The organism is Paenibacillus planticolens (assembly GCF_013141725.1).
In the GTDB taxonomy this organism is placed as follows: domain Bacteria; phylum Bacillota; class Bacilli; order Paenibacillales; family NBRC-103111; genus Paenibacillus_E; species Paenibacillus_E planticolens.
In genome coordinates, this window is sequence record NZ_WHNZ01000015.1 from 507,278 (window position 1) to 530,764 (window position 23,487).

Consider the following 23,487-nt stretch of genomic DNA (forward strand, 5'->3'; position numbering starts at 1 on the left):
GGAGGTGCCTATTGTGAAAAAGTTAAAGCCCTGGATTCGTTGGACGATATGGATTTTTGGTTCGTTTTTGGTTGTAGTTTTACTTGCAATTGGGTTTATGTATTACAAAATTAATGCTATTCAAATGGAAGATATTTTGAAGCGTCACGCTCCGAGTGTTGCTGGGGAACAAATCGAGGGTTTAAAAGATAACAGCCAAACAAACTCGACTGCTCTTCCTTCTTTCGTATCATCACCTGTGGATAAAGCCAATGAATTCGCATCCAAGCCGATCCAATCGCAAGATGCATTAGATGTAGCGGCCATTTTGCTCAAGTCAGGTCTTAGCTTGAAAGAAGTCTATTATTTAACAGGTCAGGCAAGTGATAAGCTTTCCAATAGTGAGAAACAAAAAATTCGCGATCTGCTTCTTTCTAAGCTTACAAAGGAAGAAATAGAATCATTACGAGCGATAACCACCCCTTACGGCAAGGAGTTAAAAATCCTTGATCCTGATTATCCAATTGAGTTAATTGGTGTGTATGACCCAGAAGAACGTAAAAAAATCCTTAGTGAGTTACAAGACAAGGAAAAGTCGCTGAAAAGCCAACAAATCCAGGAGCAGAACAATAAACAAGAGATTGTTGTCAAAGATGAAGAAAAACAGTTAACATCTCAAGTCGAACCGTCATCTGCACCGTCAGATCCAGCACTTATCGAAACCTACAACTCCAAGCTAGATTCGCTAAAAAATTCTTGCCAAAGCAACATCAGCAATCTTGTCTCCAGCGTAGTAAACGCAAAGAAAGGGAACAAAGATCTGGGCCTTAAAGAGCTGCAAAGCGCGTTTATGCAAAAGTTTGTGGATGCGGAGTCCAAGTGCGATTCTGGCTTTAATGGGATCCTTTCGGATGCGGGGAAAGCTGGAGTAGGCTCTGGCGAGATTGATGGCTGGAAGCAATCCTATAATGCTATGAAGCAAGCGGCGCAAAACAGTGCAGTTGGTCAGATCGAAAAAGCTCTTTCAAACAAGTAGTTCCACCGACCCGTTTATGAATCCAAATAATGGTTCGGATGGCTCATGCTACATCTGTATCTTTTGCTAAAATAATCCTATAAACGACAATCACATAAATCGTAAGACAATGGCAAAATTGATGAAAGTCAGTGACGCAAAGCTAAAGGGACTAAACTGGGAAAAGAACCGGTATGTCAGCCAGCTGCCGAATACGGCCTCCGTCTGATTCTTATGTGGAACAAACGATTGGGAGGTAGAGAAGAATATGTTTTGGTTAACCATGTTGACTATTCTTTGGATTGTGGGGTGTATTTTTTATGTTAGTATATTTGCAGTTGCTAAACAAGCAGATCAGATGGCTGAGGCTATGTTTGCAAAAGAGTTTCCTCAAAACACAGTTTCCAGTACTTATTGTATGACAGACGATGTTCAGCGCTTTGAAAAAGGGCATGAAGTTATTGGACAGGTCTGTTTATCATAAAGGGATTGATTAAAGCACCTATAAGGGTGCTTTTTTTATGTTTAAGTGGCATATAGACAAGAACGACTACAAGTACTTTATTATGAGATAAATACATACAACCCAAAATGGGATCATAATAAGCAGTCCCCATAGACAACCTTTAAACATCAAAAAGCGATTGTTTTTGTTTTCGTTCATGCCATCGATCAAAATGCTGCACCTCTTTGTTTTATGCTTAAATACAGCCACTTAGATATTACAAATTCAAAAAGAGATGCAGTATTTGCGCGCTATAAGCAGCTACTCTCTAATTCTCATCGATGCACGTATATCCCTGCAAAGTTAGCGCTATGTTTTGAGAAAAAATGTGAACTTATAACCTTTGATGTACCGCGGCATGATGGATAGTTACCTATTACTTGGAATTTAGATAAAAACAGTGCCAAAAGTTGTTACAACCAAATAAATATACGAGGTGTGGATCAAGTGAAAATGAAAAATCGGTTCAAAACTGCAGCAGGATTATCTTTAGCATTATTCATGGGAATGAGTACCGGGGCATCCGCCGCACAAGCTCCTGTTGATGTGGATGTGTATCAAGTTCCTATGCATTTCACATTTGACGGCAAAGAGTATGCACCGCCGGAAGGCCAGATGGGGTTTATTTATGAAGGCAGTACTTATGTCCCGATCAGGTTCATTTCTTACTCCTTGGATAAAGCGGTGAAATGGGATGCGGATACATATACAGTTACGATATCCGAACCTAAGGAAGCAGACAAAATTAATATCAAAGAGTACAAGCTCAACACGCAGGTTTACTCGAAAAGTAATGAGAAAAAGTTAGACAAAGCGAATTTGGCAGTCAGCAAGTTGAATGTTTATAAAGAGAAGATTTCATATGTTTTCGATGGGGTTGCGAAAAATCCGCCTGAAGATTTGCCAGGTTACATTGTCGATGGCAGTCTTTATGTTCCTATTCGCTTTTTCTCCGAGTCAGTTGGCAAAACGATTCAATGGGACCCTGAAACTTACACGGTTTCAGCCGTTAGTAAGAAGGCCCCTGAGGTGAAAGTACCGGAGACTCCTAAACCTGAGCCGACAGCGCCAGCAGTTGGAGGAGGCGGTGCCGTTGGTGGTGGAGGACCGGTTAGCGGAGGTTCCGCGAAGCCTTCTTTTGAATCGATTAAATCCGAGACAGAGGAGAAGCTAAGAGAGCTTCAAACGAAAAGCAAGAATGATCTGACTTCCCTATATAATCAATATAAAAGTACCCAAGATAGTAGTTTAATTGCAGAAGCATTGTCTAAAATCGCTGAAGCCGATGCAACTTTCAATCAACTCATGAACGATTTGAGTACGAAGCTAACGAATAATGGGTATGATACAAGCATTGTCGATACCTATAAGGGACAATATGAACAAAAAAAAGCGGATGAAGAAGCGAAAGCAAAAGCGGATAATAATCCCAACTAATTCTTAACCGGGAGCCTCCATAAACGGATGGCTTCCGGTTTATTTTCGCCCATTTTCTGCGAATCATTCACCAACTGGGCATTCACACACATACTGTGTATTAGGCTATAAACTACTACCACAGAATGTGAGTGATTCCTGAAATGACGAAACTTGAAAATGAAGAATTTCGTCCGCCTGCAGGCGGTTCACATGGCGGAGGCATCGGACATGGCGGACTGGGAGGCCCAGGAGGCCCAGGGCACTTTGGTCATGGTTCCGGATTAGGGCATGGCCCTGGATTCGGTCACGGAACGGGACTTGGTCCGGAATTCGTCGATCCTGGAGTCGGCGGCGTAGATTTTCTCCCTTGGGCTGTAGCCCCTATTATTTGGAGCACCACTCAGCCTTATTATCCGTATCCCTACCCGTATCCGTATCCGTATCCATATTCCTACTATCCATATCCCCCTGGCTATCCAGGTATTTAATATGTTGTAAAACCGGGCTCCGAAAAACCGACGGGAGACCACTTGCTGAAGCTTGAGTTTATCATTCCTCATAAGCAAAAAAATGGCGTGTCAAATTGATTGTCAATTTGCACGCCATTTCATATTAATTCAATATCATTCGGGCTACCTCTGCCAAATCTTCAATATCTACCTTACCGTCACCGTTAACATCTGCCTTCTTGTACTCATTCCAATTCGGATCATCGGAAGTTTTTCCATAGGCTGCAGCCACGATGGCAAGATCGCCGATCGCAACGCGTCCATCGCCGTTGACATCCCCAGGACGAGCTTTATTAACCGAATCGATAAAGGCCTGAAGCGCTTTGTTAAGCTCCGTTGTTGCTTGATCGATCTGCTGTTGGGAAGCATTCGGATTGTTCAGAACAGCTTTTGCTTTCTCGATGGCTGACAGCAATACGGCTTTAGAACCTAAAGGATATTGATTCACTTCTGTTCCTTCCACGGCGGCATCAAACTTCGCTTGCGCTGCTGATATAGCTGCGCTTAGCGCTGCTCGATCACTTGCTTGAATTTCTACATTCACGAATACATTACCAAGTACGCTTTCCTCCCCTAGGCCATTCGAAATAGTCACATTGGATAGACCGATAATGGCTGTTTGTGCGGAAGACTTTGCCTTAAAGCGTAACTTCAGCAGATCGCCGTTGGCATGGATGGCATGGGCTGATCCCATACTGGCAAGCAGGATGCGCACGCGACCGGATGCTTCGTTTTTACCCGCGACGGTTAATCCCTGCTGAACAGGCTCAGCATCAACAAACTCTACCTGTGCAGGATCGAAGGTGACCGTGACGTCTTGGGCATAAATACTTTGAGTGGCGCTCAAATGGCTGAGACCATACGTAAGATCGATGGACTGTCCAACCTGCACGCTGCTTGCTCCTTGCAATGTAGCCATCGGTGCTGCCGATTGCTCGGCGGAAGGCTTAAGCTGAGGAGTAATGGTCGGTCCCCATACTTCCATCGCATCGATACCGCCGGCTTGCGGTACAAAATGGACACGGTCAATCGCAAGTTTCCGCGGTTCGGTTGTACCGGCCTTGTAATGTGTGTGGTATACCATGAACAATTCCGTACCATCCGGTGAATAGATCAAGGAATGATGTCCCGCTCCAGGCACAATAGTGTTGGACTTCATAATCGGATTATATGTGTATTTGGTCCATGGTCCCATTGGAGTCGGAGCCGTTGCATACCCTACGCCATAATCAGGGCTTTCGAAATGGTTGCCGGAATAGGTTAAGTAGTAGGTACCATTATGCTTGATCATAAACGGCCCCTCGTTAATGCTTGCAACCGGCTGCTTCTGACTGCGTTCCCAATCTTGTGTAGCCCGGAATACGAATTGCAGCGTATCTTCCTTCATGCTCTTCATATCGTCACTCAGTTCAGCCATCCACATTTCATTGCCTTGATTAAAGCGGACGAAGTAAATGTATCTTTTTCCGTCATTGTCCGTAAAGACATGCGCATCGATTTCCGGCGTGTTCAGATGCATAGGCTGTTTGACGTCTTGGACGAACGGTCCTAACGGAGAGCTGCTTGTTGCTACCGCTAGCCTTTCATTGACTACATAGTACATGTAGAATGTCCCGTCTTTTTCCACGACCTCAGGCGCCCAAAAACCGCTGGTCCCCCAAGAATCGGACTGTTTTAACGCCAATTCATTCTGTTCCGACCAATTTACCAGATCCGTCGATGTATATACCTTGAAGCCCAATGACGACTTTTTGGGATCTGTATTCGTCCCATACAAGTAATACTTGCCGTCATGCTGCAGTACGAATGGGTCCGCAATGTTTGGCAGCACGGAGTTGGTATAAGTTGGCCCAGTTATCGAATCGTGGTACGAAGATACTTTGATGTTGTCAAATCTGGCATCCGCATTCCAGGTGCGCAGTCCGATTTTACCGGTAGCCATATGCGATGCGTCCAACAAGTCAAATTTCGGATACCCGTTGACGTTGAGCGGATTGTCGTTCACGTAAACCTGAATGTGATCTTCGTTCGCAACGACCTTAATGTGATACCACTCGTTTGCAAAAATCGGCAGCTTTTTGGAAGCAAGCTCTTGCCATTGGCCCTTCGACATATGTCCGAGTACGGCTGATTGTGCGGAAGCATTAATGCCTACATAATATCCGTCTAAATGATCCGGGCCATTTGCAACATTCGATGCTCTGAAAATGAGCCCTGCTTCGTTCCCGCTCGTAATTTGCACATCGCCTTCAAGTACGAAGTCCGTAAAGCTTTTGCTGTCAAGCACCGCTTTATAGCCGGGACCGCTGTTTACCACATACTGACCGTTAGAGACGGTCCAATTGCCTTCAAACGTAGACCAGCCTTCAGCCGATGGCCCGCTAAAGTCGTTGGCGTACAGGATCTCCGGCACAGGCTCGGAGTTCGGCACGGTTACACTAGCTTGAGAACGGAAATCACCGCTTGTAGATACCGCTTCAATGACCGCTCTGCCTGGCGATAACGCCGTTACTAATCCGCTGCTGCTGACCTTCGCGATCTCCGGATTGCTGGAGGTCCAAGTCACTTCTTCGCCGCTAGCTCCCAAGTTGTGAAGCTGCGCTGTCTTACCTGCTTCGAGTGTAAGCTTCTTCTGGTCAAGATCAACGCCGCCTTGGATAGATCTGACAGCGAAATAATCAAATCGGGCATCGATCGGATTGTTTGTTGCAACAATATTGTTTGCGTAAAATCCGACTTTGATATTTTTCAAATTCGCTGTGACAGGGTTGGACGCTTGAATCCAGTCAAATCCATCCCAATAATAGGTGGTATAGATATTCCCCATTTTCTTAATTTTGAGCGTCAACGTATCCCCGCCGGGATGAGCCGCCTCATTGCCTGGTTTCTTGTAACTACCGCCAAGTTCATAAGCGGTTTCAATGATTTTTCCATTCGCCCATACATGAGCAAGCTTAACGAAATTATCCGCATCCTGCCAGACGAAGAGACCGCCTTGCTGGTGATTTAAGGCAATAGGCGCCGTAACTTTCGTAACGATCTCAAAATCCCCATTGGCCGGCACATCTCTCAGGAATACATTGTTTTGACTATTGTTATCCTGATAAACGTCGGTAGGCGTCGTATGAATAGTCATCGAGCCCGGATTTTTAGTTAAGCTCCAATTGCTTTTGCTTTCTTGGAAAATCGACCATGCCGGGTCCAGTATTGCGCTGTCGAAGGAATCAACGGTAAACTTCGATAAATCCGGTTCCCCTGACGCTTGACGGATAGTAACCTTACATTCACCAATGACCGAGCCGTTATCAGCACTTATAACTCGAATTGTTGCCGTTCCCGCTTTCAGTCCCTTTACCGTCAGCAGAGTGCTTCCTGTAGCTGTATCCTTGCTGTCTTGGGTAATTGTCGCTACTTCAGGTGCCGTTGAAGTTACCACGACATTCTTGTTCGTTCCGATCAGCGGTCTGACGGATGCAATCAAGGAAGCAGATTCTCCGACTCCAATCGTAACGGTTTGATTATCCAGCGTAATGCTTTCTACCGGTGCTGAGACGTCATCCCCTTCCAGAGGTTGAAGAACGATGTAATCGACTTGGGCAAAATTCAGTTTACTGGTTAAACGGATCGTGTTAATCCCAGCATGCAGGCTAACATCCATGGATACCGGGTTAAAACCTTTCCACCCAAAGTTTTTGTAGGTGATCGTTTGGCCTGCACCGCCATTAACGGAAACATCATGTGCCGCAGATGCGCCGCTGGCCGATCCATTGTCAGCCATCACCAAGAGTGAATAGTCGCCGGCTTCCTTGACATCAACCGTAAATTCTACATAATCTTTTCCAGGCTGATCCAAATGCCCGACTACCTTATCTCCCGATGCGTTATCTGAAGAAGTGATGGCTGCCGAACCTCCGAGGCGTGCAAGTTCAGCTTCATATTTGTATCTGATTACATTCGGAGTACCAGAGGGCTCCTCCATGGAAGCGCCATAAGCGGCAGGCATTCCGAAATTCGGAGTGCCGTCTTCATTCCACGTGAATTTTTGCGCGCGGACACTGCGATTTCCCCAGCTTCCGCCGGAGAATTGATCGGCGTGATACACGATCCAGTCCTCTTTCCCGTCGGGAGAAGTGGTGAACGTGTTATGACCGGGGCCGTAGGCTGTTGGCACTTTGCTAAAAACAGGGCCAGACTTGCTCCATGATGCAGGGTTCAATACTTGGCCGTCCGTATTGCTTAGCATGCCGAGCGTATAATCGTCCGTCCAACTGCCGCTGGCCGAGTAAACGATAAATATTTTGCCGTCTTTCTTCAAAATCTCCGGTGCTTCATTGATATAAGGAGTTCCTTTACGCTCCCAGTCTTGATCCGGCGTAGAGATTTGAACTCTCGGACCGCTGATCGTCCAAGGATTGCTCATTGGAGCGATATAAATGTTCTGCTTCACATTGACATCGCCTTCCCAGCCCGACCATACAAAATATTTGGTATTGTCGTCTTTGACAAGAACGGTTCCGTCAATAGCCCACTTGTTCGTGCTGTCCGATATTTTCCCTTTAAACGTATAGGTTCCTTGAGGATCTTGGGAGTTTCCTTCCAGCACATACATCCTGTGATTTTCGTTAGCGCCGTCATCTGCCGCAAAGTAGATGTACCATTTGCCGTCCAGATATTGAAGCTCAGGCGCCCACAGTTCCTTTGAATAGGGGAGGCCGCTTGGCGGCGTATAGACAGTTACTCTCGGGACTGATCCGATATCCTGCAATCTTTTTGCCTTGGAAATCGAGATAGACGCATCCTTGTTGGATTTTACATAGTAATAATAGCCATCTTTAAATACGATGCTCGGATCAGCTGAACCGCCGCTGCTGTTGGAAACAGGAACAATCGGATTTTTAAAAGTTGTGCTGGCCTGTACCGTCACTTCAGCAGATGCCGTAGCCCCGCCGTCCTTAGCGGTAGCGGTAATCGTTGCGTTTCCTGTGCTAATCCCGGTTACAACGCCTTTGCCATCCACGGTTGCTACAGCAGGGATGCTGGATGTCCAGCTTACCTCCTGATTGCCTGCATCAATCGGTTTAAACTCAGGAATAAGGGTTTGTTTCTCGTCAACCTTGATCGTTAAGGCACTCTGCTTCAGGGAGATGGCCTCAACCGCTTTCCCGGAATACACAGGCAGCAGCGCTTGTTTCGTCAAGCCAGGTCCCGACCACCTGATGTGCAGGCTGGAATTTCCGGTTCCATGCACGTATTCAACTTTGACTGGCACCTTCTGTCCTTTTGCCAGTGTCATTTTACCGCTTGCTTCTTCTCTTGCAGGGCTTGTCTTATCTACAACTAACAAATCCCCTACCCATACTTTTGCAATATTGTCACTATCCGCATAGAACGTATATTCACCTGTAGCAGCCGACTCAATGCTACCTGTCCAGCGGACTGAAAAATGGTCCTCACCAATGCCCGCGGAAGCGTCAGGCGATCCCGTTCCTTTCTCGTCGCCCAAATCAAAATCGATACGCGGGGTTATGGAACTTTTCACTAGATTCGTAAATTGCTCGTCTCCATAATACTGGACGCGGAAAACTGGCATTGATTCAAATATTTCGCCTTTTAACGCCTTTACGTCATTGACATCCCAAGGATGGCCGTCGGGATACACAATACCATGAAAGGGTACCGCAGGTTCGGAGGTCGCCGGTTTAACGTCAGTCCCCCATGGGAAACGGGTGTTATCTCTGCCGATGCCAAGTTCCCACATGACATATCCGATGCCTTTATTACCGTAATGTTCGACAATACCCGGCACACTCTGATTAAGTCGATTCATGGTCTCGTCGGCAAGAATAGAGCTCTTTACACCAAACGGCGTCGGATAATTGGCCTCGTACGGATGCCAGGTGATAAAATCGGAGAAGGGGCCTCCCGTGAACTGGCCGCCGGTTGAAGATACAGGAAGCGTTGAGCCCGTCTCCTTAATCCACATTCTCGAATCGTTCATAATCTGTTTGGTTACGCGATCCATGAGGCCGGTTTCGCCATTACCGGGTTCATTGAATATGTTCCAGAAAGCGATTCTTGGGTCATCCTTATGCGCATTGACGATGCCCTGCACATAATCCTTGAGATCCTGCTTGTTTGCCTCATAGTTCGCCTTAATGTCGTCCCCGGGAGCTTCCATCCACCGGCTGTTGTGGGCTCCGTATCGAGGTGCTTCCTGTGGCCCTAAATGTGGATGATCATCCCAGCAGTCATCAAAGAATACGAACTCTACTTTGATGCCATATTTGTCGGTTAGCTGAAGGAAATCCTCTATGTTGTTCAACATCGTTTCTTTGTCTTTTTTCCAAACCAGATTATGCAGGAAAACCCTTACAAAATTAATTCCATATGCTTTCGCATAGGAAAGCTCCCTGTCATTGATGTCATGGTCGTACTCTTCCCACTGCTGCACCTGATTCACCACATTGGTGGGCACAAAAACAGCCCCCTTTACCCACGACCAATCGTAGTTCGGCAGTGCGACAGGTCCCAGATCCGTTACCTTCAAATTGTCATAGGTCGCATTCGTCCAAAAGGACCTGACTCCAATAGCGCCTTGGGTATAAGTGGAGTCTACTGCACTGAGTACATGCTTGCCATCCATATAAATATCAATATTGCTTCCTTTGGCTTCCACCTTCATACGGTAGACTTTGTTTTGTTGAACCGTGAAAGGGATAGAGGCCAGTTCTGTCCAATTGTTATTCATTCTTCCCAGCTGAACAAGATTATTCACCGTAATGCCGGCATAATAGCCTTGAAAATTATCCGCCCCGAGGGTGGGGTTATTGACTCTGAAAATAAGTCCGGCATTATCCGAATTGACGCCATCCTTGATGGAAATATCGGCTTCATACACAAAGTTGCTGAAGTTGGTACCGTTTGCAACGGCCTTGAAACCGGCTCCCTTATCGCTATGGTAGGCTCCATCTGAAGCATTCCAGGATCCTCCATATGTCGTCCACCCATCGGCATTGCGGTCATTAAAATCATCTTGGAACACGATGGGATCATTTCCTGCCGCCATTACAGCCTCCATGGGCGCTGTGAATGTTAGAACCATGCTGGCAATTAAGGCAGACGACAGAACCTTTTGAATCTTGCTGGGCATGCAAGTTAGTCTTTTTTTCAAGCTATTTCCTCCAATCACTAGATATATTTCTTCATCACTAGATACATTGTGTATCATTTCTGGCGAAATGTATTTGTATTATTCCGTGTTTTTATTTGTTTTTACCATTTTTTTGCGTAAATAATTACACTTTCGTGGGATTCATTCACATATGCTGAAAAACCTGTTTCTTAGTAGATAATCTACTAGACTAGGAACGACATTAAGCTAACGGCAGGATAATGGAGAAACATTTCTTGATAAATACTGACATGATGCAGTCAGCAATCCCAGCTTATAATTAGGTTAAAGTCAAACAATCAATTCGAAATCAATCAATGGAGGCTGGATCAAATGAACGAGAGTCAGGTGTTGCAAACTGATAACCGTACTATCACCCCTTGGATCACAACAAAAAGCACCGAGAAATTAATTAGCTTTTTGATTGCCGCATTTAATGCAGAGGAACTGGGACGGGTATACAATCCCGATGGAAACATAGGGCATGCGGAGGTGCGCATCGGCGATTCGAAAATTCTTATGTTCGATTCTCTTGACGAATGGCCAGCGTTTCCTTGCTTAATTCGTCTGTATGTGGAGAACGCCGATGAACTGTATTCGCAGGCCATAAAGGCCGGCGCTATATCCATGACGAAGCCGACAACCATGGCATGGGGGGAACGAGGAGGGAGAGTGGTCGATCCATTTGGCAGTATTTGGTGGATAACTTCTAAAGTAGAAGACGTTAGCCCTGAAGAAATGATGGAGCGGTTAAAACAGCAAGAGTATATCGATGCTATGGAATATGCTCAAAAGAGCTTTAATCCGTTTATGGCGAAAGTGATAAATAGCTGAAATCGATGAAATTAATTAGTTACAAAAAAACAAAGAATTATGAGGTTGCCGTTGGCAATGCTTTAAGTGGTTATCTTTCACATTATAAAACTGGTTCTATTGATAGGTCACTCACTCAAGTAACCACTGATAGGAAAATATACTTTGGCGAGGCAGGAAGAGCAGTCAATTATTTCGCGAGAGATTTTCAAGAACTAAGTAAACGGACAGGTTGTCTGTGGTTCTCAGAAGGGAGAAAACAACCCTTAGACTGCTGGGGAGTACAACGACAGAATAATCCCGCTTTAGAACCTTGATATATCAAGGTTCTTTTTCATTTGTACGTATTTTCTTGTCGTTTTTCTTTGGACGTGAAAATCCCATTATTATGTACCAACGACAAAAAAATCACCTTATTAAGGTATATAAGAAACTATTTTTAAAAAGTAATTCAATTTGATGTAAAGTAGGAACATTCTGGATCAACTTCACGAACCAAAGAAATTACTATATGGACTATCCTCAAATTCAGCGGAGATTTATGAATGATGCTATTATGATAATTAGGCATGAATTACAAAGTGTTGTTTAGACCAAGATGAATTTGTAGATGCGTTCATAAAGTATATCGAATCTATAGGATGGTATTTTGGCGGAGGTATCAGATTAACAAATGGAGATGAAGAATAGTTAAAAGAGCAATTCAACTGAGCTAGGGGTGTCCGAAGACTGAAGCCGATGGATTAAATAATGCGACAGATATCGTGGCATCAATTGCCGTATTAGTTGGATTGAAAATCGCCCAATAACCAGCAGACCAAGATCATCCTTACGGTCATTGGATAAAAAGCTTGCGCTCAAAATCAATAAAAAATAATTTAGTATTTGCAAAAATAGTTCAGTATTTGCAAAAATAGTTCAGTGTTTAAGTAAGAAGTTTATCGTATAATTAAAAAGTTAGAAAAATTTTCATGAATAGGCGATAAAGCGAAATTAATCTTGCAACCGCTTCAGGAAAAGAAATCAAAATTCTGACTCTTATATGTCTCAAACTTTTAAAAATATGTTAATTTTTAAAATGACTGCTCCGAGCAAAAGATTGAAAAGATATTGATTAAAGCGAAAAAGATATTGGATTCCACATTTATCCACATCCCTATATATTCATTTCATACCTAACAGAGTAGGTGAATATGCCAGTGAAGGTAGCTTATTGCAAAGGCCGTGTATTCACCGTACTTCTGTAGTTCATGACGAAAGAGAGGGAATAAATGAGCGATAATACGACCTACACAGACAAGCTACATACCAATCCGATAATTGGTCAGCGCGAAACAGGAAGAAACGCTTAGGAACGCATTGGATGCCCTATATGTTGATTGCTCCTACAAATCTAGTTATTATTCGGTTCTTATTTTCCCATGGCAAATGTATTTATTACAGCTTTCAGAGTGTCCGGATGGGTTGGATTTCATTTTTCTAAAACAGTCCTCTTTTCAATTGAACCTTGTGATTATAACTATGGAGGGGTTACCCTGTCATTCATTCGGAATCGTTCGTTGAAATCGACCATATTAGTAATAATTATCCCAATTATTATGTTGTTCGTCTTTATCACTGGATTATTTTCCTACCTACTTGCTTCCAGTCAGTTGCAAAAAAATGCATTTACGAGTATTTCCGATACCGTCTCTCAAACTCAAAGATTTCTAAACGATAAATTAACAGATGTGGTGACGAGTCTGACTATTCTCGTTAGTGATTCCGACTTATCCGATATTACGATGCGTACGGAAAATCCGGCATATAACTTACAAACGGAAGATTATTTACAATTGAATAGAGTATTGAACAGAGCATCTCCCGATCGAGCTTTGATCGATTCAACGCTGATCTTATACAACCATGACCGTCCAGCGTTCTACAGAAAAGATGACCTGACCGAACAAGTGAAATTTTCGCTTGAACCTTACAGGCTTGGACAAGCAACCGATCCGATTTCTGTTATCCATTGGGTAACCCTTCATACCGACCCTTTTGGTGCTTCTTTTAATCAGAATGATAGCGGGAAAGTGGTTAGCTTATATAATTTGCTGGGTAAAGATGTGGAACATAGTAAAGGTATTATTCTTTTTAATATAAAAGATTCATTCTTTCAAACGATATTAAGTAATCCAGCAATCAGTAATAACGGTTATTTATGCCTAATTAGCGATGACGGAATTATCTCCTACAAGAAAGTTGCAGGAAAATATCGGATTAAGGATTCGGAATTGCAGCCGATTATATTGCAAACCACGCAAGCATCCGGACAAATAACAATTACCAACGAGTATGGGAACGAAATGCTGATTGTTTACGATACATTAAGAATTAACAAATGGAAAATTGCTGCGGTTGTACCTAAGGATGAATTACTCCATAATGTGAACTACATCAAATACCTTATCTTAGTGATTATGTTCATTCTATTTGTGATTGTGATTTTCTTTTCTAATTTTCTGGCCAACATTATCACGAAGCCGATCATTCAACTCACACGAAAAATTAATTCGATCGAAGAAGGCAACCTGGACATCGAATTCAGAGATCTGTCGCGAAATGAAATCGGTGTGCTGAATAAAGGCATAAGGGATATGATTCACAGGATCAAACAACTACTTAAGCAGATAGAGAAAGAGCAGGAAAAAAAACGGAAGGCAGAATTAGCAGCGCTGCAGTTTCAAATAAGGCCGCATTTTCTTTATAACACACTGTATTCTATCAAGCATCTGATCGAAATGGACGAAAAAAAAGAAGCCAGCCAGATGGTAACCTCGCTTTCCGACTTTTTTCGTATTTCGATTAGTAAAGGTAACGAGATTATTCCAGTTTCTCAGGAGATCGAGCATATCAAACATTATTTTACTATTCAAGAGTTGCGTTACGGCGACAGCTTTACCTATGAAATTGATGTGGAACCGGCTATATTGGATTTTAAAATTGTGAAGCTTACCCTGCAGCCGATAGTTGAGAATGCGATTTATCATGGAATTAAGAATAGTCTCAAAAAGGGGCATATCCGCATTAAGGCTTTTATTCAGGATGATGATTGTATAATCCGTATAGAGGACAACGGTGCGGGAATGGCGCCTGAGCAGCTTGACCAAATTAACGTATCTTTGTCGAACATGAACATGAGTGAGGATGGGGCGGGCTTTGGAATTTATAATGTGCATAAGCGGCTGCAATTGAATTATGGCATGAAATATGGACTCAGTTATGAGAGCAGTTCCGAAACGGGAACCGTCGTTATCGTTACATTCAGATAATTGAATCTCTATCGTGATGTTTATGAAGTAAATGCTTTCAACGTAAAACGCTCGAGGAGGATCCTATATGTATAAGGTTGCAATTATTGATGATGAAGTCATTATTACCCGTGGTTTAAGTAAAAACATAGATTGGCAGTATAACGGCTTTGAATTGGTGGGCTCGGCATCGAATGGTGTGGAAGGTTTGAGACTTGTAGCTGAGAAAAGGCCCCACTTGATAATAACAGATATTCGCATGCCATTTGTCGATGGTTTTGAACTGAGTGAGCAGGTAGTTAAAGCTTTTCCCGAGACCAAAATCCTGATGTTGACAAGCTACGATGATTTCGAATTTGCAAAAAGGGCGCTACAACTAAAGGTGTTTGACTATTTGTTAAAGCCCATTGATAGTGAAAAGTTGCTCGATACGGCAAAACGTGCAATGAAAGAGTTTGAATATGAGTCCGAAATGAAGCAGAAGGTCGTTGAAGGAATGCCTCTTTTGAGACAGCAATTTTTGGTAAAACTGATTGAAGGGAAGTTGGCTCCGGCAGAAATTAATTCAGGTATCGACTTCCTCGGTCTTCAGCTTAAAGCTGCCCGCTTTGTCGTTATTTTGCTGAAGGCGGATGACTATAGCTACCCCGAGTACCAGAATCGCTTTGGAAAAGAAGTACTGAAGTACTGTGTAATCAACGTTTCTGAAGAAACGCTTGCTAGCTTGGGAAAGGGGATTGTGTTTAATTCCATTGACGACGAGGTTGTAATTATTGTGTTTGCTGAAGGTGAGCATGAGAATGTGGAACGACAGGCTTATGAGATCGCGGAAACCATCCGTGCTAATGTAGAGAAATTTTTGAAAACTACGGTGACGGCAGGCATCGGTTTTGATTATGAGCAGGTAGCAGAAATTTCTTTTTCTTATCAGGATGCCCGATCTTCGTTGGAGCTCCGTCATATTTTGGGGACGAATCGCGTATTAACGGTTGCCGATATCGGTCTGGCACCTCACAGTGAATCAGGTCAATTTGAAGGATTGGAGAAGGAACTGGCCTTGAAGGTCAAGTTGGGCTTGGAGGGGGATGCGCTTTCCATATTAAGTACCATGGAGCAGTCCATCATCAAGAGCCAATCGATTTCCTTATCGAGAGTGCGTCTAATCGGGGTTGAAATTACCGTCGTGATATACAAAGAATTAGAAGAACATGCAAAGCAACTAGATGATTTTTATTCGATCTACAATAAGCAGCAACAAATGCAAACGGTCTATGAAATTTTTGATTGTATCCGCCAACTCGTGATCCAATTAGTGGCCATCGTCAATCATCAACGCGATAATCACATGAAGAAGGTCATCCATCGGGCTGTGGCGTATATGGAGGTGCATTATGATCAAGAGGGCCTTTCTTTACAAGATGTTTCGAGTGTAGTACACATCAGTCCCACGTATTTAAGTATTATTTTCAAGAAGGAAAAAAACATTAATTTCAGTGAATTCCTTAATCAATTGCGTATGAAAAAGGCTATGGAGCTGCTTCGCATGTCTGATTTGAAATCGTATGAGGTTGCTGAGAAAGTAGGCTTTAGAAATCCGCATTATTTCAGTCTCTGCTTCAAAAAATATACAGGGGTATCCCCATCAGAATTTAAGAATGCGTCAAACTAAAAACTAGTAAGATTTTGAAGAATTGCTTGCAATTGTTTACATATAATTAAGACCCAGATGAAAGTAATCATTCCATGTACTCTTACTTATATAAGATTAAAAGACTAATTTAGCTGAAAAAATAAATTTCAGGATTGAGCCAGTAAAAGCACTCCCAAAGCATAGGGGGGTGTTTTTCATTTTTTAAGCATTGAACTTTTATTATGAAGTCTGAGTGAAAGTAATCCGGATACTCTTATTATATAGGATGAAAAGATATTGATAAGAGCTAAGAAGATATTGAATTCCAAACTCCACCAATACTCTCTATATTTATATTATAGCCAAACGGAGTGAGGCGAATACGGCTCCATATTCGCTGTAATTCTGTAATTCATAGCGAAAGAGAGGAAACAAATGAGTGCCAACACGACCTACACAGACAAACTGCCGACCAGTCCGACAAATCGGACATCGCGAAACCGAATGAAACGCCCACGAACGTATTGGATGCCTTATATGTTGATTGCACCCGCCGTTCTACTCATTATGAGCTTCTTATTTTACCCCATGGTCAATGTGTTTTATTACAGCTTTCAAAATTTTAATCCAGCCAAGCCTTATTATAACGGATTTATCGGTTTGGATAATTTCAAGAATATCTTTAGTCAGGATGAATTGTTTTACTCCAGCTTGTTGATTTCTTTTAAGTGGGTATCGATAGAAGTTGTATTTCAACTAATATTTGGACTGCTGATTGCCCTGCTCTTAACGCAGACTTTTGCTTATCGCGGTTTGTTCCGATCCATTTCGATTATGCCTTGGGCGGTCTCTGGGGTCATTACTTCAACGATGTGGTCGCTGCTCTTCAATGAGCATATGGGCCTTATCAATAGTCTACTCGTAAGATTCGGGTTTATCGAAAAAAACTTCGCTTGGCTGGCGGACTTGAATACGGTTTTCCCGGCTGTGATTATCACAGAGCTCTGGAGAGGCATTCCGTTCTTTGCGATTACGATGCTGGCGGCTTTGCAAACAGTCCCCCAAGATTTATACGAATCGGCGAGGGTAGATGGAGCGGGACGATGGAAGTCATTCATCCATATTACGCTTCCATTTTTGAAAAATTCGATTATACTTTCCACCTTGCTGAGAGCCGTTTGGGAATTCAATAATGTTGATTTAATTTTCACGATGACAGGTGGAGGACCGGCTAACGCAACTACGACTCTAACGATGTATGTGGCCAATCAAGCAATTATCTCACAGAACTTTGGATATGGATCTGCCTTGACCGTAATCAGTTTTTTCATACTGCTAGTGTTTGCAATGGGCTACTTGAAACTGAGTCGTTATGGCATGGAGGAATAGACAAATGTTGAGAAAATTGGATCGATTGTTCGTATTGAGACTGCCCCTCCTATTGGCTATGGCTTTCACTCTATTTCCACTGTATTGGGCCATCGTGACATCTCTTAAGCGGGAGGGAGAAATTACAAGGTTACCTATCCGTTATTGGCCTGAGAGAGTCACTTTTGAAAATTATGTAGTTGCCTGGAAAAATGTCGGGTTTTCGATTTTTTTCAAAAATAGTGTATTCGTCTCGGGAATGACTGTCATTATCGTACTTGTCTGTTCTGTATTGGTAGGGTACGCGATCAGCCGATTTAAATTCAAAGGAAAGAATGCCTTCATGATCATGCTGCTATGTACACAATTTGTACCTGGCGCAATGCTACTGATTCCGTTATTTATGATATTCAAACAATTGGGGCTGACGAGTAATCTACTTGCCCTCATTATTACCTACAGTACGTTCCAACTTCCTTTCAATTCATTACTTATGAGCGGGTTCATCAGCAATATCCCGGAGGCGCTGGAGGAGGCTGCAATGGTGGATGGCTGTAGCCGACTGAAAGCGATCTTTCTTGTGATATTTCCGATTCTTCTTCCTGGTATAGTCGCGACCACAGTATTCACATTCATTAGTGCATGGAACGAGTTCTTGTTTGCATTGATGTTCATAAGTAAACCGGCATTGTTCACGCTTCCAGTCGGTTTACGCTATATGCAGGGTGAGTTCGATATCCATTACGGTGCTCTTGCTGCCGGAAGTCTTATATCATTGGTACCTGCTGTAATTTTATTCGGTTTTGTACAGAAGTATCTCGTTCAGGGCATGGGTTCTGGAGCCGTTAAAGGCTAAGGTTGAACTAACTTCCCATTGGGAATTAGCCTATATACGAATAAATGAAAAGGGAGATGTTGAAAGCATGTTTAAAAAAATGAATTCTGTTCTTACTTTAAGTGCCCTCAGTTTTACCGTGCTATTGTCCGGTTGCGGAGCAGGCACGAGCAGTAGTACCAGCAGTCCAGCTAGTAGCAAACCTGAGGATACTGCGAAGTCAGCCGTTACGGCAAAGCCAGCCGAGAATGTTAAACTCGTCTTCTGGGATGAAAATGCCGGACCTGATCGCACGCCTTATTTACAGGAAATTATTAGCCGTTTTCAAACGAAGAATCCGAACATTACGGTTGAATATGTTGGGATTCCATTCTCCTCGGCTAAACAGAAGTATGATGTCGCAATCGCTTCAAACGATACACCGGATATTGGCGGGGTTACTGGGATTTGGATCTCCGATTTTGCGGCCAAAGGTGCACTCTTAGCATTGGATCCTTTCTTCGATAAATGGACTGACAAGGACAAAATTACCAAAAGTCTGGTTGATTACAACCGCACCTTGGTGCCTGACAAGAAGCTGTATCAAATTCCTGGTACGATGTATATGGATGTCTTCTGGTACCGATCCGATTTGATCAAAAATGCGGGTTTGAAGCCGCCTACAACATGGAACGATTTTTTCATAGATGCTGAGAAACTGACCGATACCGGAAAGAATCAATTCGGTTATTCCATCCGTGGCGGTTCAGGAAGTATAAATCAGTTGACTACTGCGATGTATGCTTATTCTGGCGTGGAGCATTACTTTGATGCCAAAGGCAAAGCTACAGTAAACGATCCGAAGAATCTGGAATTCTTGAAGAAATATGTAGGGATGTATAAAAAGTATACACCTACGAGCGACATTACTAATGCCTATAAAGAAATGGTAGCTACGTTTGATACGGGTACATCAGCAATGGTTCAGCATAACTTCGGTTCATACAACAACCATCTGCAATCGCTCGGTGAAGGGAAATTCGCGTCAACGATTTTGCCTAAATCAGACACCGGCAAAACGATCGTGGCTCCAACCGCCAATGGTTATGGTATATTCAAAAACAGCAAACATCCGCAAGAAGCGTGGGAGTTTTTCAAATTTATTCTCTCTAGTGAAACACAGGCGTATTGGAATGAAAAAATTGGACAAATGCCTATTAACGTAGACTCACTACAAAGCGACTATGTGAAAAAATCACAACATATTCAAGACGGTGCCAATGTAATGGCTGATAAAAACACGGTTGTATTGGATTTACCGATCTATTTGCCGGATTACAGCAGCATCCTGGCTCAGACCTTGGAACCAAATTTCCAAAAGGTAATGTCCGGTACGATGACAGCCGAAGCCTTTCTTGATGGTTGGGCCAGCGCGATGGAAAAGGCGAAAATGGAATATGATAAAGGAATCAAGAAATAACTGACGATTCATGGGAGCAAGATGCTAGTCCGACCCATCCGAGAAGGTAACTGCAATGTTCGGATGGGTTGGGTTTCACAAACCGAAAGCTTTCTAAACGATAAATTAACCGATTTGGTAACGAGTTTAACGATTATCGATAATGATGCAGACTTATCCGATATTACATTACGAACGGAAAATCCTGCTTATGATCTGCAACCTGGTGATTACCTTCAATTAAATAGAGTCTTGAACAGATTGGAAAATATTCTCCAAGCTATATCCCAGTCGATTTCTTATTAGTAAATATATGTTATTTTAGCTTGATATCTCCATATATTGAGAATGTCGATGTTGAAAATCTAAGAAAACAGGAGCAAATGAAAGAAAACATTAATTTATAGTGGGAGGTGATGTAGTTGTATCTTTTGAATATTAAAGTACTTGAAGAAGATTAATTGTAGTCTGGGTACTTAGGGAGATAAAACGAGTTAAGAAGTACGCCTAAATTAAGGAATATTTCCGTTGAGGGGTTACAATGCGAGGTGGTAAAAAAATAATTAAAGAAACCCGGAAGCTAAAAATCGAAGAAAAAGATGCCCAAATTTTCAAGAAGTTCTCCTGATATTGTGTAGATGTTTCATTTTTTCAGGAAAATTGAAAGCGTTTTACTATTAGGACCAGATTTCCGCTGAAGTTAGAAATGTATTTTTTTTAAATCATCCAGAGAAAAAACACGAATGAATGAACCTTATTCACCTCGGCGATTGCCGAGAGTTATCTTACCATTTGGAGGGATTCTGTTTTGGGTATTATCTCTAATCATTTGAAAAAACTTACATTGGTATCACTAATTTTGTCGTCGACCTTCACCTTCACCGGCGGTGCCGGAGCCGAGGAATTGAGTGCACCTGCCATCACTGTACAGACATCTGACTCGTCCACGCTTCCGTGGATGAATGCCTCGCTCACGCCCGAAGTGCGTTCTGGACTTCTCATCGACGCGATGAGCCTCGATCAGAAGATTCAGCAGATTGCCATGAAACCGGTGGAAAACACCAGCCTCCCTGGCTGCGGTTTTTCCGCGCAGGGGCGCCACGTCGAAGGGATCCCCGAGCTGGCCATCCCCACTCTCCGGATGACCAACGGTCCCTTTGGCGGTGGTGACTGCGCTGTGGCACCGACTTCAACGGGTCTGACCAGTGCTCTGACCGTCGCCTCATCGTTCGACCCGGCCGTCTCATCGGCGTGGGGCGACATCATCGGGGAGGAAACCCGTGCCAGCGGCCACAACGTGTTGCTCACTCCAGGCATCAACCTGGGCCGGGTTCCGAACGCCGGACGCAATTTTGAGTACTTTGGTGAAGACCCCTACCTCGCGGGAGTCATGGCCGTCGCCCAGGTCAACGCCGTGCAGGCACACGGGGTGCAGTCCGTCGCCAAGCACTTTGCGGCCAACGAGCAGGAGACCAGCCGCTCGACCATGGACACCATCGTCGACGACCGAACCATGCACGAGCTATACCTGCTGCCGTTCGAAATGACGATCCAAGAAGCCAACCTCGCATCAGTCATGTGTTCCTACCCGCACTTGAACGGCGTGTACGCCTGCGAAAGCTCTGAACTGCTCACCGATTGGCTGCGCGAGGACCTGGGATTCAAGGGCTATGTCATGTCCGACCGTGGGGCAACACACAGCACGGCACCGGCCATCAAGGCAGGCCTCGACCTCGAGTTCGCCAGCCCCCTCTGGTTTACCCCTAAACTGATCCACGAGGCTTTGGATACGGGTGCGCTGACCGTCGCCGATATCGATAGGCAGCTCGACCGGCGGTTCACCGTGATGTTCAAGCTGGGGCAATTCGACGACCCTATCAACAGCCTAAGTCCAATCGATTTCGCGACCAACGGACGGCGGATCCAGGACATCGGGGAACAGGGCAGCGTCCTATTGAAGAATGACCACCGCGCACTGCCGTTGAAGGCGGCCTCACTCAAATCGGTCGCACTCATCGGGACCCCGACGTTCGCCGGCTCGGCGAAGTTCAACTCGCAGGGACCCTCGAATGTGATCGTCGTGACCTCGCCCTATACCGTGACGCCCGAGCAAGGCCTGAACAACGCGCTCCACGCGCTGGGCTCCGACGCCTCGGTCACCTATAACAACGCCAGTAACATCGCGGAGGCAGCGGCGCTGGCCGCAAAATCTGATGTCGCCGTGGTGATGGTCGGCGATATCTCCCGTGAGGGAGTCGACCGCTCATCGCTCGCGCTGCCGGTTACGGACGGAGTGGACCAGGACGCACTGGTCGCGGCCGTGGTTGCAGCCAACCCGAACACCGTCGTCGTCCTCAAGAACGGCGGCCCGGTGCTGCTTCCGTGGCTCGACAAGGTGCCAGCGGTCCTTGAGGCCTGGTATCCAGGGCAGGAGGACGGCAACATCGTCGCCAACCTGCTGCTGGGGATCATCAATCCCTCCGGCAAACTACCGATCACGTTCCCGACCAAGGAGCGGGAAGCCGCAACCGCCACGCCTGCGCAGTGGCCGGGGATTGACCCCGACGGAGCAGGTCCCCTGCCGTTGACAGCGACGTACAGCGAAGGTCTTGAAATGGGCTACCGCTGGTACGATGCCCATGGCATCGACCCTCTATTCGCTTTCGGTCACGGTCTGTCCTACACAGACTTTAAGATTTCTAATCTCGACGTAACACAAAGGATCACCGATGGGACCAGTCCGATTCAGGTATCGTTCCTTGTGAAGAATACAGGAGACGTTGCGGGAGCCGAAGTGCCTCAGGTCTACCTGGGTCTGCCTGAGAATGCGAAACAGCCCCCCAAACGCTTGGTAGGTTTCAAAAAGATCTGGCTTGCCCCCGGTGAAGAAAAGCAGGTCACAGTTACCATTAATCCTGCTGCAACGAACCACCCGCTGTCCATCTGGAACGCAGACACCGATGCGTGGACGACCCTCAATGGTCAGTATAAAGTGTATGTAGGCAACTCTTCGGATAACATTGCGTTGAACGACTTCTTCACTGTGAACGACGCCATCGCGATAACTACTCTAACCGGGAATGGCTCCGTAACACCAGGCGAATCCTTTAGTTTGAACTATGGTTTGAAACACCTAATGAAAGCAGTTGAGCAAGGCGTATATGCTCAGGATTTGACTATCAGTTTTGATCCGAATGACATTGAATATATTGATGCGCAACCATCGGACCCAACAGCTGTGTCTATCGTAGATAAGAAGGTGACAGGACCGGGTGAAGTACGGCTTATACTTGCAAGCTTGGGATCAAGCAAGGCGATAAAAACCGATGGAGATATACTTAAGCTTCAACTTAAAGCCAAGTCAGTTGCAGCTAGTTCCAGCACAAACGTCTCCATAGCTTCAGCAGTGCTGGCTGACGGCGCAGGAAAGGAATTTCAGACAGAAGGCTCCTCCCACTACATCCAGATTCATATTGTGAATAAATCCTCGCTGAATATGCTGATTGCCAACGCCC

Annotated in this window: 14 protein-coding genes and 1 riboswitch; of the genes, 13 read left to right on the forward strand and 1 reads right to left on the reverse strand. The window is 44.5% G+C overall.

Features of this window, described 5'->3' with window-relative positions; translation table 11 throughout:
• Nucleotides 1-13 precede the first annotated feature (13 nt).
• The 4 genes from GC097_RS08415 (at nt 14) to GC097_RS08430 (ending at nt 3,406) form a co-directional block, all read left to right on the forward strand.
• Entirely contained in the window at nt 14-1,015 is a 1,002-nt protein-coding gene (locus GC097_RS08415) for a hypothetical protein (RefSeq protein ID WP_171682844.1), read from the forward strand.
• A gap of 101 nt (nt 1,016-1,116) precedes the next feature.
• Nucleotides 1,117-1,207: riboswitch (cyclic di-GMP riboswitch) on the forward strand.
• Between the two features lie 55 nt (nt 1,208-1,262).
• Complete coding sequence (locus GC097_RS08420; protein ID WP_171682845.1) at nt 1,263-1,478, forward strand: hypothetical protein; 216 nt, start codon at nt 1,263-1,265, stop codon at nt 1,476-1,478.
• Between the two features lie 474 nt (nt 1,479-1,952).
• Complete coding sequence (locus tag GC097_RS08425) at nt 1,953-2,936, forward strand: copper amine oxidase N-terminal domain-containing protein (RefSeq protein ID WP_246294072.1); 984 nt, start codon at nt 1,953-1,955, stop codon at nt 2,934-2,936.
• Between the two features lie 143 nt (nt 2,937-3,079).
• Nucleotides 3,080-3,406 carry a hypothetical protein gene (locus GC097_RS08430; RefSeq protein WP_171682847.1) on the forward strand — a complete coding sequence of 109 codons (327 nt, stop codon included), beginning with the start codon at nt 3,080-3,082 and terminating at the stop codon, nt 3,404-3,406.
• Nucleotides 3,407-3,530: 124 nt separating this feature from the next.
• Here GC097_RS08430 and GC097_RS08435 read toward each other — a convergent pair whose 3' ends face one another.
• On the reverse strand, nt 3,531-10,598 hold the full coding sequence (locus tag GC097_RS08435; protein ID WP_171682848.1) for a family 43 glycosylhydrolase: 7,068 nt from the start codon (nt 10,596-10,598) through the stop codon (nt 3,531-3,533).
• Nucleotides 10,599-10,931: 333 nt separating this feature from the next.
• Between GC097_RS08435 and GC097_RS08440 the strand changes: the two genes are divergently transcribed.
• The 9 genes from GC097_RS08440 to GC097_RS08480 all read left to right on the forward strand — a co-directional run.
• Nucleotides 10,932-11,432 (forward strand): VOC family protein, encoded by a 501-nt coding sequence (locus tag GC097_RS08440; protein ID WP_171682849.1) that lies wholly within the window; start codon nt 10,932-10,934, stop codon nt 11,430-11,432.
• Between the two features lie 5 nt (nt 11,433-11,437).
• A complete protein-coding gene (locus tag GC097_RS08445; protein ID WP_171682850.1) occupies nt 11,438-11,728 on the forward strand; it encodes a hypothetical protein in 291 nt (96 codons plus the stop codon).
• 1,104 nt (nt 11,729-12,832) lie between these two features.
• A complete protein-coding gene (locus tag GC097_RS08450) occupies nt 12,833-14,722 on the forward strand; it encodes a cache domain-containing sensor histidine kinase (protein WP_171682851.1) in 1,890 nt (629 codons plus the stop codon).
• 67 nt (nt 14,723-14,789) lie between these two features.
• Nucleotides 14,790-16,370 (forward strand): response regulator, encoded by a 1,581-nt coding sequence (locus GC097_RS08455; protein ID WP_171682852.1) that lies wholly within the window; start codon nt 14,790-14,792, stop codon nt 16,368-16,370.
• Nucleotides 16,371-16,766: 396 nt separating this feature from the next.
• Nucleotides 16,767-17,720, forward strand: coding sequence for a carbohydrate ABC transporter permease (locus GC097_RS08460; protein ID WP_246294044.1), 954 nt, complete (start codon nt 16,767-16,769; stop codon nt 17,718-17,720).
• A gap of 4 nt (nt 17,721-17,724) precedes the next feature.
• Nucleotides 17,725-18,555 carry a carbohydrate ABC transporter permease gene (locus tag GC097_RS08465; protein ID WP_171682853.1) on the forward strand — a complete coding sequence of 277 codons (831 nt, stop codon included), beginning with the start codon at nt 17,725-17,727 and terminating at the stop codon, nt 18,553-18,555.
• A 67-nt stretch (nt 18,556-18,622) separates the two neighbouring features.
• A complete protein-coding gene (locus GC097_RS08470; RefSeq protein ID WP_171682854.1) occupies nt 18,623-19,993 on the forward strand; it encodes an ABC transporter substrate-binding protein in 1,371 nt (456 codons plus the stop codon).
• A gap of 21 nt (nt 19,994-20,014) precedes the next feature.
• Complete coding sequence (locus GC097_RS08475; protein WP_171682855.1) at nt 20,015-20,278, forward strand: hypothetical protein; 264 nt, start codon at nt 20,015-20,017, stop codon at nt 20,276-20,278.
• Nucleotides 20,279-20,780: 502 nt separating this feature from the next.
• Nucleotides 20,781-23,487, forward strand: a 2,707-nt coding sequence (locus GC097_RS08480) for a glycoside hydrolase family 3 C-terminal domain-containing protein (protein WP_171682856.1), incomplete at its 3' end; no start/stop codon positions are given.

Coding starts and splice junctions, on each gene's coding strand:
- GC097_RS08425 (WP_246294072.1), top strand. CDS start 1,953: ATGAAAAATCGGTTCAAAACTGCAGCAGGATTATCTTTAGCATTATTC.
- GC097_RS08475 (WP_171682855.1), top strand. CDS start 20,015: ATGCTAGTCCGACCCATCCGAGAAGGTAACTGCAATGTTCGGATGGGT.
- GC097_RS08445 (WP_171682850.1), top strand. CDS start 11,438: ATGAAATTAATTAGTTACAAAAAAACAAAGAATTATGAGGTTGCCGTT.
- GC097_RS08420 (WP_171682845.1), top strand. CDS start 1,263: ATGTTTTGGTTAACCATGTTGACTATTCTTTGGATTGTGGGGTGTATT.
- GC097_RS08440 (WP_171682849.1), top strand. CDS start 10,932: ATGAACGAGAGTCAGGTGTTGCAAACTGATAACCGTACTATCACCCCT.
- GC097_RS08470 (WP_171682854.1), top strand. CDS start 18,623: ATGTTTAAAAAAATGAATTCTGTTCTTACTTTAAGTGCCCTCAGTTTT.
- GC097_RS08450 (WP_171682851.1), top strand. CDS start 12,833: ATGGCAAATGTATTTATTACAGCTTTCAGAGTGTCCGGATGGGTTGGA.
- GC097_RS08455 (WP_171682852.1), top strand. CDS start 14,790: ATGTATAAGGTTGCAATTATTGATGATGAAGTCATTATTACCCGTGGT.
- GC097_RS08460 (WP_246294044.1), top strand. CDS start 16,767: ATGAGTGCCAACACGACCTACACAGACAAACTGCCGACCAGTCCGACA.
- GC097_RS08465 (WP_171682853.1), top strand. CDS start 17,725: ATGTTGAGAAAATTGGATCGATTGTTCGTATTGAGACTGCCCCTCCTA.
- GC097_RS08430 (WP_171682847.1), top strand. CDS start 3,080: ATGACGAAACTTGAAAATGAAGAATTTCGTCCGCCTGCAGGCGGTTCA.